Source organism: Pseudobacillus badius, from assembly GCF_002189605.1.
Classification (GTDB): domain Bacteria; phylum Bacillota; class Bacilli; order Bacillales; family Domibacillaceae; genus Pseudobacillus; species Pseudobacillus badius.
This window is the reverse complement of sequence record NZ_MWMM01000001.1, coordinates 157,398-171,576: the sequence shown is the minus strand read 5'-3', so window position 1 is coordinate 171,576 and position 14,179 is coordinate 157,398. Positions and strand designations below refer to the sequence as shown.

The 14,179-nt window shown below is 45.0% G+C and carries 16 protein-coding genes and 2 riboswitches; of the genes, 2 read left to right on the top strand and 14 right to left on the bottom strand.

The genetic code is table 11. The features are described 5' to 3' along the window. Positions 1-79: 79 nt before the first annotated feature. The 5 genes from B1A98_RS00845 to B1A98_RS00825 all read right to left on the bottom strand — a co-directional run bounded on the left by B1A98_RS00845 (position 80) and on the right by B1A98_RS00825 (position 4,643). Positions 80-1,078, bottom strand: a complete 999-nt coding sequence (locus B1A98_RS00845) for an ABC transporter substrate-binding protein (protein ID WP_063384169.1) — start codon at positions 1,076-1,078, stop codon at positions 80-82. Then, a complete protein-coding gene (locus tag B1A98_RS00840) occupies positions 1,075-1,827 on the bottom strand; it encodes an ABC transporter permease (RefSeq protein ID WP_063384170.1) in 753 nt (250 codons plus the stop codon). Before B1A98_RS00840 ends, B1A98_RS00845 begins: the two co-directional genes overlap by 4 nt. After that, positions 1,824-2,621: an ABC transporter ATP-binding protein gene (locus tag B1A98_RS00835; protein WP_063384171.1), complete on the bottom strand. Its 798-nt coding sequence runs from the start codon at positions 2,619-2,621 to the stop codon at positions 1,824-1,826. Before B1A98_RS00835 ends, B1A98_RS00840 begins: the two co-directional genes overlap by 4 nt. Next, the gene (tenA, locus tag B1A98_RS00830) at positions 2,593-3,267 is read right to left on the bottom strand and encodes a thiaminase II (protein ID WP_063384293.1); all 675 of its coding nucleotides are present in this window, start codon (positions 3,265-3,267) and stop codon (positions 2,593-2,595) included. The genes B1A98_RS00835 and tenA overlap by 29 nt, the downstream gene beginning before the upstream one ends. A gap of 89 nt (positions 3,268-3,356) precedes the next feature. Further along, the gene (locus B1A98_RS00825) at positions 3,357-4,643 is read right to left on the bottom strand and encodes an acetylornithine deacetylase (RefSeq protein ID WP_082821658.1); all 1,287 of its coding nucleotides are present in this window, start codon (positions 4,641-4,643) and stop codon (positions 3,357-3,359) included. A gap of 143 nt (positions 4,644-4,786) precedes the next feature. Beyond that, a riboswitch (TPP riboswitch) is annotated at positions 4,787-4,891 on the bottom strand. A gap of 149 nt (positions 4,892-5,040) precedes the next feature. Here B1A98_RS00825 and B1A98_RS00820 point away from each other — a divergent pair. Continuing rightward, positions 5,041-5,448, top strand: coding sequence for a YuzC family spore coat inner layer protein (locus B1A98_RS00820; protein WP_082821659.1), 408 nt, complete (start codon positions 5,041-5,043; stop codon positions 5,446-5,448). Here the strand turns inward: B1A98_RS00820 and thiW are convergent. From thiW to B1A98_RS00790, 7 genes are all read right to left on the bottom strand, one after another. After that, positions 5,442-5,939: an energy coupling factor transporter S component ThiW gene (gene thiW / locus B1A98_RS00815; protein ID WP_041099579.1), complete on the bottom strand. Its 498-nt coding sequence runs from the start codon at positions 5,937-5,939 to the stop codon at positions 5,442-5,444. The two genes, B1A98_RS00820 and thiW, sit on opposite strands and share 7 nt — an antisense overlap. Before the next feature lie 63 nt (positions 5,940-6,002). Continuing rightward, a riboswitch (TPP riboswitch) is annotated at positions 6,003-6,111 on the bottom strand. A 160-nt stretch (positions 6,112-6,271) separates the two neighbouring features. Further along, a complete protein-coding gene (locus B1A98_RS00810) occupies positions 6,272-7,144 on the bottom strand; it encodes a superoxide dismutase (RefSeq protein ID WP_305954902.1) in 873 nt (290 codons plus the stop codon). Between the two features lie 164 nt (positions 7,145-7,308). Beyond that, positions 7,309-8,094: a YkvI family membrane protein gene (locus B1A98_RS00805; RefSeq protein WP_305954901.1), complete on the bottom strand. Its 786-nt coding sequence runs from the start codon at positions 8,092-8,094 to the stop codon at positions 7,309-7,311. Continuing rightward, positions 8,063-8,383 (bottom strand): hypothetical protein, encoded by a 321-nt coding sequence (locus tag B1A98_RS20945; RefSeq protein ID WP_305954900.1) that lies wholly within the window; start codon positions 8,381-8,383, stop codon positions 8,063-8,065. Before B1A98_RS20945 ends, B1A98_RS00805 begins: the two co-directional genes overlap by 32 nt. Positions 8,384-8,487: 104 nt before the next feature. After that, positions 8,488-9,597, bottom strand: a complete 1,110-nt coding sequence (gene menC, locus B1A98_RS00800; RefSeq protein WP_063384173.1) for an o-succinylbenzoate synthase — start codon at positions 9,595-9,597, stop codon at positions 8,488-8,490. Then, complete coding sequence (locus B1A98_RS00795; protein WP_223663043.1) at positions 9,594-10,424, bottom strand: GNAT family N-acetyltransferase; 831 nt, start codon at positions 10,422-10,424, stop codon at positions 9,594-9,596. The genes menC and B1A98_RS00795 overlap by 4 nt, the downstream gene beginning before the upstream one ends. Positions 10,425-10,564: 140 nt before the next feature. Then, complete coding sequence (locus tag B1A98_RS00790; RefSeq protein ID WP_063384174.1) at positions 10,565-11,410, bottom strand: MurR/RpiR family transcriptional regulator; 846 nt, start codon at positions 11,408-11,410, stop codon at positions 10,565-10,567. A 218-nt stretch (positions 11,411-11,628) separates the two neighbouring features. On the opposite strand from B1A98_RS00790, the gene B1A98_RS00785 reads away from it, so the two are divergent. Next, the gene (locus B1A98_RS00785) at positions 11,629-11,886 is read left to right on the top strand and encodes a hypothetical protein (protein WP_063384175.1); all 258 of its coding nucleotides are present in this window, start codon (positions 11,629-11,631) and stop codon (positions 11,884-11,886) included. A gap of 52 nt (positions 11,887-11,938) precedes the next feature. Here B1A98_RS00785 and B1A98_RS00780 read toward each other — a convergent pair whose 3' ends face one another. Both B1A98_RS00780 and B1A98_RS00775 read right to left on the bottom strand, forming a co-directional pair. Then, positions 11,939-13,084: a saccharopine dehydrogenase family protein gene (locus B1A98_RS00780; protein WP_063384176.1), complete on the bottom strand. Its 1,146-nt coding sequence runs from the start codon at positions 13,082-13,084 to the stop codon at positions 11,939-11,941. 227 nt (positions 13,085-13,311) lie between these two features. Beyond that, complete coding sequence (locus B1A98_RS00775) at positions 13,312-14,034, bottom strand: DsbA family oxidoreductase (RefSeq protein WP_063384177.1); 723 nt, start codon at positions 14,032-14,034, stop codon at positions 13,312-13,314. Between the last annotated feature and the right edge of the window lie 145 nt (positions 14,035-14,179).

The window sequence follows — 14,179 nt, the reverse complement described above, 5'->3', positions numbered from 1 at the left end:
CAAACCAATCTTTTTTCTTTATGCTATCAAAAAACCCATTAAACTTCTAGGTTTTATTCGATTTGAAGGGTTCGTTCATTCAATCGGCAAGATTTATGAACATATCATCGATCTTAGGCTCTTTCTTAATCAGACCGGCTTTCTTCATCCATTGAGCCGTTTCTTCCCAAGGCTCTTTAGCTTGGCTGCCAAAGCCTTTTTCAGACTTCATCTTCGGCAGCAAAATATCAAGGCTTTGTTTTTCCACCTCTTCAATCAGCGGAAAATTTGCCTCGTCCTGTTTGCTTAATAAAATCTGCAGAGCTTCATCAGGATGCTTCTCGGTAAATTCAAAGCCCTTCTCTGCTGCCCGCCAAAATGCTTTGATGTCCTTCTCCTGCTTTTCCCATGTTTGGTCACTTGTAACGGCTACAAGCTCATAAAAATTGGGAACACCATATTTTGTCGGATCCAAGTTGCGGGTTTCGTGGCCTTCGTGCTTTAACAGCGGCACTTCATGATTAATATAGGCTCCGACCACCGCATCCGCTTTTTTCGTAACGACTGCAGAGTTCAACTCAAACCCTACATCCACCATTTTTACTTTTTCTGGATTGCCTTTGTCCTTTTCCATCATCGTTCGGACGATTGCCTCGTTAAGAGGGATGCCTGTAAAACCGACCGTTTTGCCTTCTAAATCTTTTGGTGTCCGGATCGGGCTATTTTTTAAAAACATGACACGATTCAATGGAGAGCGGACAAGCGCGCCAACAGCTTTGACACTGACCCCTTGATCGGTGCGCGCCATAATTACATCAGGCTGATAAGAAATTCCCAGTGTCACTTTCCCTGCAGCAGCCAGTTTAATTGGATCAGTCGGGTCTGCCGGGAACTGGATATCAACATCAACCCCTTCTTCATCGAAATAGCCTTTTTCTTCAGCCACATATAAGAAGCTATGAACCGCGTTTGGATACCAGTCGAGCATGACCGTTACTTTGTCTTTGTTTTGTCCTTCATCCGTCTTTTCCTCGCCCGCCCCGTTAGAATTACAGCCGGCGAGCAGAAGAACTAGCATGAGCATGAACCATTTTTTCATGATGTTTTCCTCCACTTTAATGACTTATTTTCCATTAACTTTACCAATATAAAGAGCACAATGCCGATAGCCGCTAGAAGAATGATAGGGGCAAAAACAGCAGCACCGTCAAATTGCGTCATCATTCTTCTGCTGAAGTAGCCGAGCCCTGCCTGCGCTCCGAGCCACTCTCCGATCGCAGCGCCAATCACACTTAGCGTAACGGCTACCTTCAAACCCGAATAAAAATGCGGCAAGGCGGCGGGAAGAAGCAGCTTGAAGAAAATCTCTTTCTTCCCGGCTCCCATCGTCATCATCAGCTCCCTCAAGTCTTTGCTTGCGGACTGCAGGCCGTCATATGTATTCACTGTAATAGGAAAGAATGTAATTAACACCGTCACGACTACCTTGCTCCAAATTGAATATCCAAACCAAAGAACAAAAATCGGCGCTAACGCAATAACCGGGATCATTTGCGAAGAAATGATTAACGGATACAATGCTTTTTCTGCAGCTGGACTGATGCTCATCCAAATGGCGATCCCTGCCCCCACAACAACCGAAATCGCCAACCCAATCATAATGACTGCCAATGTACTCGGCAGATGTTCGGCAAACAAAGGCTCTCTCAATTCCCACAGCTTGCTGAGAATGCCAGTCGGCGGCGGCAGGATAAACACCATATTGACTGCGCGCGCTGCCATTTCCCAAATCAGAAAGAACAGGAAGACTAATAAGACTGCCGGTCCAAGCCCCTCAGTTTTTTTCATGTGATCACCTTTCCTCTCAGTTGTTCGATGAGATCGTTTTTTAAACTGATGATGGCAGGCTCGTTCAAGTCGTTTAATCTCCTAGGGCGCCCGAGCGGCACATTGACTTCTTGAAGGGAACGGACGGGCCGTTCTGTGAATATAAAAATACGGTCAGCCAAGAAAAGCGCCTCGCTGACATCATGCGTCACTAATACAATAGTTGCTTTTCGTTTTTCCCACTGGTTCATTAACCATTCCTGCATGGAAAGCCTTGTAATGGCATCTAATGCACTAAAAGGCTCATCAAGCAAAAGAACATTGGACCCGCTTAACGATGTCCGCAAAAAAGAAACCCGCTGTTTCATTCCTCCTGACAGCTCATGCGGAAAGCGATGTTCCATTCCCCGAAGCCCAAATTCCTCAAGCAAAGGAAGAATCTGCTTGTGCGCTTCCTCTTTCCGAACCCCTTTCAATTCAAGAGGAAGCGCTGCATTTTCGATAACGGTCCGCCACGGCATCAGCAAATCCTGCTGCGGCATATAACCGACCTTGCCCAGCCGGCACTTCTGCACCTCTCCATTGATAAAAATCCGCCCCTCATCCGGATTTTCAAGCCCGCTCATTAAACGGAACAAGGTGCTTTTTCCTGAGCCGCTCGGACCAATAATAGCGATAAACTCGCGATCATACATATCGATATTAATGTTCTGCAATACCGGGACAGAGCGCCCTTGTTTTTTATCATGATAGGAAAAAGCAACATTTTCGAATTGGAGAACTTTTTTATTTCTCTCCCGGCCACATTTGCTCATGATATGCCATCTCCCAGAACATGTATTCATAACGGGTTGTATTCAGAAAAATTTCCTCCAGCCTCGCCAGCTCTTTTTCACTTTTTCCAGCGGCCTGCTCATCTAAAAGATCGATGCACCAGGTTGCCAGCTCGCCAAATTCTTTAGAAGAATACATTTTAATCCAGTCGCCGTACAGTTCATGTGCACTCGCTCCCGGAATTTCATTTAGCTCCTTGCCAATTTCCCAATAGCTCCAAGCACAAGGAAGAAGGGCCGCCAGGAGTTCAGCAAGCGTTCCGTTCTGGCTGGCGTGAAGCATATAATGCGTGTAAGCAAGTGTGATCGGGGACGGTTTTGCCTGTTCAAGTTCTTCCTCTGAAATCCCAAAACGGGCTGCATATTGACGATGAAGAGACATTTCAAAGTTGAGCGTCTCATTTAATAACGCAGCAAATTTCCCCATCGTTTCCACATCAGTGGCTTTCACCGCCCCAAGAGCAAATACTTTCGAGTAATCAATTAAATACAAATAATCCTGCACCATGTAAAAACGGAATTTCCGCGGTTCAAGCGTTCCTTCTCCCATTTCTCTGACAAAAGGATGATGATGGTTTTGCCGCCAAATCGGCTGAATTTTCTCATGAAGCCTTTCACTAAATTTCATGTGTGTCTTGCTTGCTTTCATTTGTTATCCACTCCTTAAAAGATAGGTACTGTTTGTTTTGTGCCGCTTGCGGGATTCTGCTGTGTTCTTCATGGGGACTCGTGCTTGGGCTGATGGCACCACTGATGAATAAACGCTAAAATGACCTTTGTATAATCCACAAGCTGCTTAATTGCCAACTTCTCATTGACAGAGTGAGCATTCTCCAAGTCCCCCGGACCATAAATAACAGTGGGAATCCCGGCATCTGCCAGCCAGCCGCCATCCGTAACAGTCGGCGATACATCAACAACCGGCGGCTTGTTTAACACAGCTGCATGCGATTGCGTCAAGGTCTTGACAGCCTCATGGCCGGCATCCACTTCAAAGGACGGAAAGATTTCTCCCTTGTCTTCAATCATGGAGGCGCCTCCCCATTCAAACGTTGGAGGATTGTGCCGCATCCATATATCTCCTTTGGCAATACTTTGGATATGTTCTTCTACTTCTTTGGCTACCTGTTCATAGGTTTCATCCGGATAATAATGAACCGTAATCCAAAGCCGGCACTCATCTGCTATAAATGCTGCATGCCTTCCTCCTTCAATTACAGCCGGGTTAATCGTATTAGTCCCGGGCAAAAATCCTGGATAGCTTTTAGTCACTGCCCAGTGACGCTCTAATTCCTGCAAGCCCTCGATGATCTTCATCATCTTTTCAATTGCGCTGGCTCCAAATAACTTTCCGCCGGCATGAATCATCTTTCTTCTAGTAGCATCATGATGGGTTTGACTGCTTTTAAGCGTAATCCATCCTGTAATGACTCCGCCCTGTCCTTGTATATGTAAATCACTCGTATCCACTACCACGGCAAAGTCCGCTGTGTATCCTTTTCTGCAGCACTCCAATGTGCCTGCTTCTCCAACCTCTTCACCGATCACGGATTGAAAAAGTACATCCCCCGGCAGCAAAACACCAGCTTCATGAAGGAGCTGCAAAGCAAACAACGCACCAGCCAACCCTCCTTTCATATCAGCCGCTCCTCGTCCGATTACATGCCCATTTCTGACAGCAGGCTGAAACGGATTTGCTTCCCACTCTTCATCCTCATGCACTTCCGCTACATCAATATGTCCATTAATAATAAGACTCTGATAATTTTCAGGGGAAGCGCCTTTTCTTTTGCCTACCACATTCGGGTCATTTGGATAGACCTCCCACATATCAACAGAAAAGTCCAATTTTCTTAAAAACTCTGCTATAAATGTCTGCGCTTCCTTCGTATTCCGCGCAGGAGGGGCAGGCGTTTGAAAAGAGATCAGTTTTTTTAATAAGTCAATCAGCTCCTCCTGCCGCTGTTCTGCTTCATGTAAAAGCACATCCAGTGTTTTACTCATCACGCTTCTCCCCTTCCTTAAATGACGGACTCTCTCATTCCAGCCTCTCTCACCGCTGTCCATAAAAAAACCGCTTCCCATTAAGAGAAGCGGTTGTATAAATGGTATCTAACTGCTGTAAAATAAAAAGAACAGCTGTTTAATAGCATGATACGACCTCTTCCCTACGCTGGCATTATCCAGGTCAGGTAATAAGGGTTAAGGCCATCTGCCTCTCTCAGCTTTTGCAAGCACCCCCAAGGACTCATTATTCAATTAAGCTCTATGACTAGTTGTAGCATATCTTTAAATAGCATTCAACTCAATTCAGAATTTTTAAATAAATATCTTTCATCATTTATTTTTCAGCTAGCCGTATATTGATAAAAAGCGATCTTTTCGAAAGGAGGGCTGCTGTTTGTATCATCCTTATTCGTTCACTCATTTTTACGCCATTCCGCTCAGCGGCTTCGTCCGGTATCCATTCCTTCCGCCGTCTGGTTTAGCCCGCTCCCCGTTCGCAAGAGCATATCCTCCAGTAGATCCCACTTTATTTAAGCAATCAGCCCAATCCATGAAATCACTTGTACAGGAAATTAATCTGCTCATGAACCGATTAACGGATAACAGCGATTTTGCTTTGCAATTAATGAGCGCTGCACAAGCAGCTAACAAAAAAGAAGCCGAACGGCTCATACGGTCAGCCGGTGTACGGGAAAAACTCTATCTTTCCTTTAACCCGGATGTCCTCCGGATTGAACTGCGCGCGGCTGCAGCCAATGTGGAATGCTGCAAACTGTCCATTGCCCTTCGATGGAATCATTGACCAAACCGGTATTTCCAAGCCTTTAATTTTACGAGACGCCTTACAAGCAAAAAGCCGAGAAATGAACCCGACAGGCTGCTGACAAGGAAAGCCGGCAAAAAGAAAAAGGCGCCCGCTGCTGTTCCCATCAGCAATTTGGCATAAGGAACAGCAAATAAAGGAGCAATCACTCCTGAACCGGCTACTTCTCCGATCGAAGCGGCCCATGTCCGGCTTGTTTTCCGATAAATGTAGCCGGCAAGAAATGCACCAATCATGCCGCCTGGAAAAGCCAGCAGCGAACCGGTCCCCATTAGGTTTCTTAGCAGGCCTGTAACAAAAGCAATAATCACCGCCGGCCCCGGTCCAAGCAATACACCGGCCACCACGTTAACCGCATGCTGGACAGGATAAGCCTTCGCCACGCCAGCGGGGAACCAGACTAGCGAAGAGCCAAAGGTGGCAATCGCTGTAAACAGAGCCATATAAGCCATTCTTTGCAGTTGATTCACCGATATTCCTCCAATACAAAAAAGCCGCATCCCCATCTGGATACAGCTGCTGTAAGTAAAATAGTAATCAATGCTCTACTTTCCTACGCTGGTATCAACCAGATCAGGTTCAAAGAGTTGAAAAGCCCCATGCTTTTCTCTCAGCCTGTAACAGGCACCTCTAGTAGCTTCTTATTCAATTCTCTCTATATTATAGGATGAAATCGTTAAAATAGAAAGAGGCAACGGCAGGATTCTCTCTATTTTGAAAATCTTTCCGGATAAACTCCTGCTGTTTGTGCCCGCAAAGGCAAGATGATAAGCCTTTTGGCGTCTTTGAATAAACTGTTTTTTCACCGCGCTTGTGCCTTCCTCATTCGTCTTTCGACCTCTTCCCAGCACACAATGTGCCACCAATTATCAATATAATCTGCCCGTTTGTTTTGATATTTTAAATAATAGGCATGCTCCCACACATCAAGCACAAGCAAAGGAACAACATCCCATTGGCTCAAATTCTGATGCTTTTCAGCTTGCAGTATTTCCATCCGCTGCGCTTGCGGTGCCCATACGAGAATGGCCCAGCCTCCGCCCTCTACGTTTTGAGCCGCTTGGGAAAATTGTTTTTTAAACTCTTCAAAACTGCCAAACGACCGGGAAATTTCACGGTTTAATGACCCCGGCGGGCTTCCTCCGCCATGCGGGCACATCACTTTCCAAAAGATCGAATGCAAATAATGACCCGCTCCATGAAAAGCAAGCTCTCTTTCCCAGTGTTTGACGAGTTCAAACTGGTTATTTCGCCGCGCCTTTTGCAGCTCTAATTCTGCTTTATTCAAACCGTCTACATAGCTCTTATGATGACGGTCATGATGAAGCCGCATTGTGCTTTCATCAATATAAGGCTCTAATGCATTGTAGCCATAAGGAAGAGGCGGAAGCTTATGCCCTCCGATCGGGACTTGCTCCGCTCTTTCCGGCTGTTTTTCCGTCTCGGCAGCCAACACCCTATCATAGAGCTGGCACCATTCTTTGTTAAGCTCTTGAATCTCAAGGTATATGGCATCTGCTTCTTCTATTGTCACTGTCGATAAGCGCTCATCAATCTCCCCGACCTGCTTTTTCCACTTCTCAACCTGCTTCAAATCAATCGATTCATGCTGCAGGGCACACAAGGCTTCACACCATTTTTTTGCCTCTTTTAAATAAAATTGATATTTTTCCACTGCCGCTCCTCCTTTTTTGGCCGTCATTTCAACATATGCATTCTGCTCAGTGGCGTTCTTCCTTGCCCGCTCCTCTCCCTCAACCGATGAATTTGGCTGAACGCCGCACAATAAAAAAACTGCCCGGCAGCCATGATGCCAATGGTTGCCGGACAGCCTCTATATCAGCTTGAGATGTGTATTTCATGCTTGATTGATTGTTTAAATTTAAACCAAACGAAAATAATACTAACAATTAAAATTAATCCGAGATAGCCAACGAGCGGGTACAGTGTCCCTACCAGTTTGACAAAACCAACAAAGCTTGCCAAAAATGCGGCCGCTGCGGAAATAATGACTACTGGGGTAAATGACTTGCCGCCGGACGGCACGACCCTTGCTGCAAAAGCATAAATCATTCCAACAGACGTGTTGTAAATCATTGCCAACAATACAAGAGACATAAGATAACCGGCAATAGGCGAAATTTCATTAGCTATGTGAACAATCGGCATATCGGCTTCTTGAATGGCTCCAAAGTCTAAATGCATGATGACATTAATTAAAAGAATCAACAATCCAAGACCCAGCCCTCCAAAAAGACCTCCGATCCCGGCTGTTTTTTCGTTTTTCTCTGCCCCGCCAATTAAGGCTAAAATGGCTGCTCCAGCCGCAATATTATAAGAAACATATAATACCGCTCCTGTCATCCAATGAGAAGCTGCTGTCTGCCCGCTTTTTCCTAATTGCATAATCTCTGAAACATCGCCTTTATACTGAAGAATGGAATAAATAAAAACGATAAAAATCATAATAAAAAGAAAAGGTGTGATCAAGCTGATCACCGATATGATTTTCTGAAGGTTGAAGCATAGGGTGACAGCTGTTACCCCCGCCATAATCAGGCTGCCGTATAAAGCGTCAATGCCAAATTGCTGTTCAAAAATCGCCCCGCTGCCAGCAATCATCACCGCTGCTACTCCGAACAGGAAAAATGTAATCAGTGCATCTACGAACAATCCGATCCATTTCCCGCACATCAAGTAAATCACATTTTTGTGTGAGTCTGCCCCCCATACGGGAACCAATCTGCAGCAGCTGCATGCCCAAAAAGGCAAATAACACTGTAGCTATACATGTACCGACCACGCTGATCCAGCCAAAACTCGTAAAAAACTGTAAGATTTCCTGCCCGGAAGCAAATCCCGCCCCTACAATGACTCCAATATATGCTCCTGCAATTTTAAATGCGTTAGTCATACGATCACCCTCTTATGTTTGAATATTCTGAACTCAGCGCATATAACTCAGAGAACCTGGAAAATCCAGATTTTCTCTGAGCTGCCTGCTGTTTGAAAGCCTTATTATAAGGAGTATGTTTTTTCCTTTAGCATAAATTTCTTTACTGCTTCAAGGTCAATATCATATCCGATTCCTGGTTTCTGCGGCACCTGGATTACACCATCCTTGACGATTACCTCCGGTGTAATAATATCTTGCTCCCAATACCGCGAGGAAGCGGCCGTATCGCCAGGAAGCGTAAAATTGCTTAATGTGGTCAGTGCAACGTTATGGGCTCTGCCTACGCCTGCTTCAAGCATCCCCCCGCACCAGACAGGCACGCCTTGTTCCTTGCATAAGTCATGAATCCGCTTCGATTCTGTCAATCCACCGACACGGCCAATTTTAATGTTAATGATTTGGCAGCTGCCGAGCTGCAAAGCTTTTCTGGCATCTTCATAAGAATGAATGCTTTCATCCAAACAAATCGGAGTTGTTAACTCTTTTTGAATGACTGCATGGTCGACAATGTCATCCGACGCAAGCGGCTGCTCAATCATCAGCAGCTGAAACTCATCCAGCTTTTTCAATTGCGGAAGATCTTCCAGACGATAGGCGGAATTTGCATCAGCCATTAATTGAATATCTGGGAAGGAGCGGCGGATTTCCCTGATGACATCGACATCCCAGCCTGGCTTGATTTTCACTTTAATCCGCTTATATCCTTCATCCACATGCTGTTTGATGATAGTTAGCAAGTCATCAACTGTTTTTTGAATGCCGATGCTGATTCCCACGTCAATCGTTGTATTCTCCCCTCCAAGAGCCTCGTAAAGCGGCATGCCTTTTCTTTTTGCATACAGATCCCATACAGCCCCTTCAATTGCTGACTTAGCCATATTATTTTTTCTGATCGGCTCGAAGATGGCTGAAATGTCATCCGGATGGGAGATCGTTTGACCTGTCAATAAAGGAATCAGAAAATCTTCCATCATGTGCCAGTTGGTCTTTAACGTTTCTTCATTATAAGATGGTGAAACAAAAGCCACTGATTCTCCCCAGCCGGAAGTTCCTTCTTCATCTTTCACCTCGATTAAAATAAATTCTTTATCTTGGACCGTTCCAAAGCTAGTGGTAAACGGAAACTTCATTTTCATTTGTAAATGGCGCAGTGTAATTTCTTTTAGCTTCATTTTTTCTCTTCCCTTCTCGTTGTCAACCGAAAATCTTTAACAAACAAATAATAGTTCACCGGCTCTTGCGGACGCTGGATCAGCTTAACAGCCGTGTATCCGCTGGCAAACAGCTGCACAAAGATCTCCCGTATATCCAGCCGCCATTTCAAGGCTAAGTCAAATGAATGACGCTTAATCTCTTGAAATTTCCGCGGAACGGGCACAAGCAGTGCCTCTTCAGCCAGGTACTCCGGATGAAGAAGGGAGATTTTCGGACACCCTTCCTCTGTGCTTCCGTATTCTGCAAACACTTTCGCCTGCTCCTCTGAGAATACGAAATCGCTGTTCACATAATCACTTTGAATCCACCAATCTACCTTCAATCGATCGGTCGGCAGTCCGGCATTCAGCCCGTCATTCATTTTACCGTAGCAATTGACTTCATATGTAGAACAAACCGCTTTTAATTTCGTTAAATTCAAATAAGCATTCACGCCCTCAAGCGGATCAAACGTCCAGGTGACCTGCTCATAGCCAAGACGGGCCGCTTCCCGCTTTTGCGCATGTTTCAAAGCTTCCCCGATTCCCCGTTTTTGATAATCCGGATGAATCCCCAGCATGTGGGAACACAAATAAGAAGAACCATCTGAAAATCCAGCAAAGCCGTAGCTGAAACCAATTAAACTTTCTTCCTGAAAAGCACCAAGCAGCAGCCCTCCATTTTTATGGGCAGTCAATGTTTGATGAATCGGAATCGGTGCCATGTCCCACGTATCCTTCTCCAACTGCTGCATTTTTTCAAAGTCTGCCCGGTCATTAAATGGCCGAATATGATAATTTCCCAAGTTGAATTCACCTCTTCATTTACTCAAAAGTTTATATGATTCGTCTCTGCCAAGTTTTCAATCCTGGCTTATCCCTATATCCCAATTATGGAATTTTCTGACTTTTATAGTTGCATGCCTGCAGCTTTCGCTCAACCTGTTTAAAAATAAAATAAATGGTCGGCATTCACTTGCTCATATTTTTCCTGCCGGTTGCCCGCCTCTTCCGAGTATTGAACATACAATCCAGCCATCATAGCATTGAGCAGGGAAAAAAGCGGAGGGAAAACATCCAATGTTGAGTTTTCCTGGCTCCCTACACCAAGAACTAAATCGCTGAATTCCGCCACGGGGGCTGATGCCGAATCAGTCAAGCTAATAACAAAGACTCCCCGTTTCTTCGCCATTTCCGCGATGTGAACCGTTTCTTTTACATATCGGTGAAAGGTAATTCCGATAAAAACCGACTCTTGATCCATGTTTTGCAGAATCGTGACCAGATCATCCAGCCCCGGCTGAATTAACTTTACATGGTCCCTTACAAGTCCCAAGGTAAATGCGAACCACTGGGCAGGGGCAAACGATGTTCTCATTCCGGTTAAAAAAACATTTTTGGCGTTCATGATTTTATTCACTGCCAGCTGAATCTCTTCCTCGGAAATTGTATCGATCACTCTTTGAATGTTTTCTTTGTCTTTTTGCATCACTTTAGCAAAAAAGTGCGGCTGCTGGGCCATCTCCATTTTAGAAGAATAGTAACGGCTTAAGCTGCTTTGATGCTGAATCAGATACTCACGAATAATAGACTGCAAATGAGCATATCCTTTCAGCCCAAGTGAATAGCAGAAGCGGATCACTGTTGTTTCGCTAACGGAAGTTTGTTTGCCCACTTCGCTTGCAGGCAGCAAAGCGACTTTTTCAGGAAAATGAAGAACATATTTTCCTACTTTTTGCTGGCTTTTAGATAAGGAAGAACATTTCTCTTTTATTAAATCGAGTATTTCCATGTTTACTTCTCCTTAAATTGAAGTATAAACACCATTTCCTTATAATATGAAGCTGAAACTTCATAATAGAATATAAAATATCATAACTTCTAGGGATTCACAACCTTTTTTCTGACTATTCCGTAAAAAGAATGCTATCGAAATTTAAAAAAGAAGCATATTTTTTGGCGCTAAGGGAAAAAGAAAAACAATTAGTCTAGCAAGAAAGGAGAGATCCTATGCCTTCCAAATGGACCAAGCTTGCCGCCGGCCCGCTTCTTGCTGCTTTGATGCTTGGAGCATGCAGCGGAAACGATGAACCGGACGAAAAAGAAAAGCCGGTTATGGACGAGCCGACAGATAAAATAGAGGAGGATGAAGATAACCAAGGCGGCTCTACTGAAAAAAATGCCGAAAACGATGGCAATCCTGAAGAAGGAGACAAGGAAGAAGATCCGGGTATTGATAAAGAAGATACGCAAATGGACGGAAATTAATGAAAAAGCTCTGCACATGTGTTAGCGTGCAGAGCTTTTTTGCCGAATCTACTTACAAAGCTTCAGTAATAATGACTCCCCGTTTGGCCATTTCCTTAATGTATTCATCGCCCGGGACGATTTGTTCGGGAGGATAAACGCCGGTCTTGGTAATGCTCCCGCTCCCAATCATTTGGGCAACCACAGAAATAGTATTCGCCGTCGCCCGCGCCATGGCTGTTACGTTATTGGTTTGATCTTTATGCGTAATCATTTCATATGTTCTGCCGGCTTTGCTTCCTTCCTTTACTCCTTTCGTTTCTACTCTTAACAGCACGACATCCTCTTTATCTTTTAAATCAACAATTGGATCGAGCGTTTTCAACAGCACATCCCTGGGCTTCACCTGCATGCCGTTTACCTCAACAGTATAATCGGCACGGGTTAAATTTAAATCCACAAGCAATTTGAATTTCTCAGCATGCCCCGGGTAACGGACAGTTTTATATTCCAGACACTCCAGCTCAGGATAGGAATAAGAAAGTGTTGATGTTCCTCCTGCGGTGTGAAAAGCTTCCAGCGGCCCAAACTTTTCAAAATGGATAGGCTCCACCTCTGACAAAGATGGAATTTCTCTTTTTTGGCCATTCCTGATAATGAAGGATGGATCAGTATAATGATCAAAGACGCCTTCCATGGAGAATACATGGTTGTATTCAAGCGGCGGCTCCGGCCGCAACGGGATTCCACCTACATACAGCTTGATCGATTCCGCTTTGTCCAACTGACTGGCCCCGTAACCCGCTAAAATATTTATCATCCCGGGAGCCACGCCCAGATCAGGAATCAGTGTTACACCAGCTTCTTTTGCTTCGTCGGTCATTTCCAGCACTCGTTCAGTTGCCTGGCCAATATGCCCTCCGAGATCGACGGAATGTACACCAGCTGCAATCGCTGCCTTTGCTACCGCCACATTAAACGAATAGAATAAAGCATTTATAACTACATCATGCTCTTTCATTAAACTGATGAGCTGTTCTTCGTTTGAGGCATCCACAAACGCTGCCTGCAATTTCGGAGATTGAAGGATTTCACATGTCCGCTTTGCCTTTTCCACATCATAATCAGCCAATGTAGTTTTGGCCACTCCTTGACAATTCACCAAGTCCCTTGCCGCTTCTTTTCCCATTAGTCCAGATCCTAATACTAAGACGCGCATGTTTGGTCCCTCCCTGTTTGTTTCCTTTGTACATAACAGTATATGAGCCAAAACCGATTTCTTGATCTGAAACATTTGAAATAGCCTGCTGTAGGTCTATCTGCAGCAGGCAGGCCGCCTCAACAGAAAAAGTGAAGGACTGCAAAAAAAGAGCATAGCCGCCCCTTCAGGCGGACATCTGCTCTTCTCTGTTCGTTATATGATTCATTTGATTGGGAGCTGCTTCTTCATTTATCAGAAACTTCGCAGCTTTCATCTGTACAGGCTGCGCCACTGCTTGCCTCTTCAGACAGGTCCTTTAACACAGGCTTCCCGTTTTCCTCTTCCCATACCTGCTGCAGGGCGGATTTGAATACATCCACCGGCTGCGCTCCGGAAACAGCATATTTATTGTTCAACACAAAAAATGGAACACCTTGCACACCAAGCTGACGCGCTTCCTCTTCATCCGCGCGCACGTCCTCTGTCAGGCGGCTTCCTTGCAAAAATGAAAGCGCCTCTTTCTCATCCAGCCCGACGGCAGCGGCTATATTAGCTAATACTTGAGCATCACTAAGGATAAGCGAATCCGTGAAATAGGCCTTTAACAGCTGTTCAGTGATCTCCGCTCCTTTCCCTTTTTCCGCAGCAAACTTGGCAAGACGGTGGGCATCAAGCGTGTTGACCGGCTTCATCTGTTCAAAGTTGAACGTCAGGCCGGCTTCCTTGGCCTGTTCAGCGATTGAAGCATTGGTCGCTTTTGCCTGTTCAACGCTCATTCCATATTTTTTAGCCAGCATTTCATGAATGCTCTCTGAAGCTTCCTTTGGCGCATCAGGGGCTAGTTCATAGCTTTTGAAGCGAATAGTCACTTGCTCTTTAAACGAAACGCCGGCTAATGCTTCTTCCAACCGCCGCTTTCCGATATAACAGAACGGACAAACAAAATCTGACCAAATCACAATCTCCATGTTTTTCTCCTTTTAAAAAAGTTTTTCTTTCTTTATCATACCGGACCATATGAGCAATAGAAAGCAGAAACGCTTGGCCTGCCGCAGCAAAGCGCCGTTCTGTATAAGCCTCTGGCATGGACAGGCTTTGTTTCTTTCTTCAAGA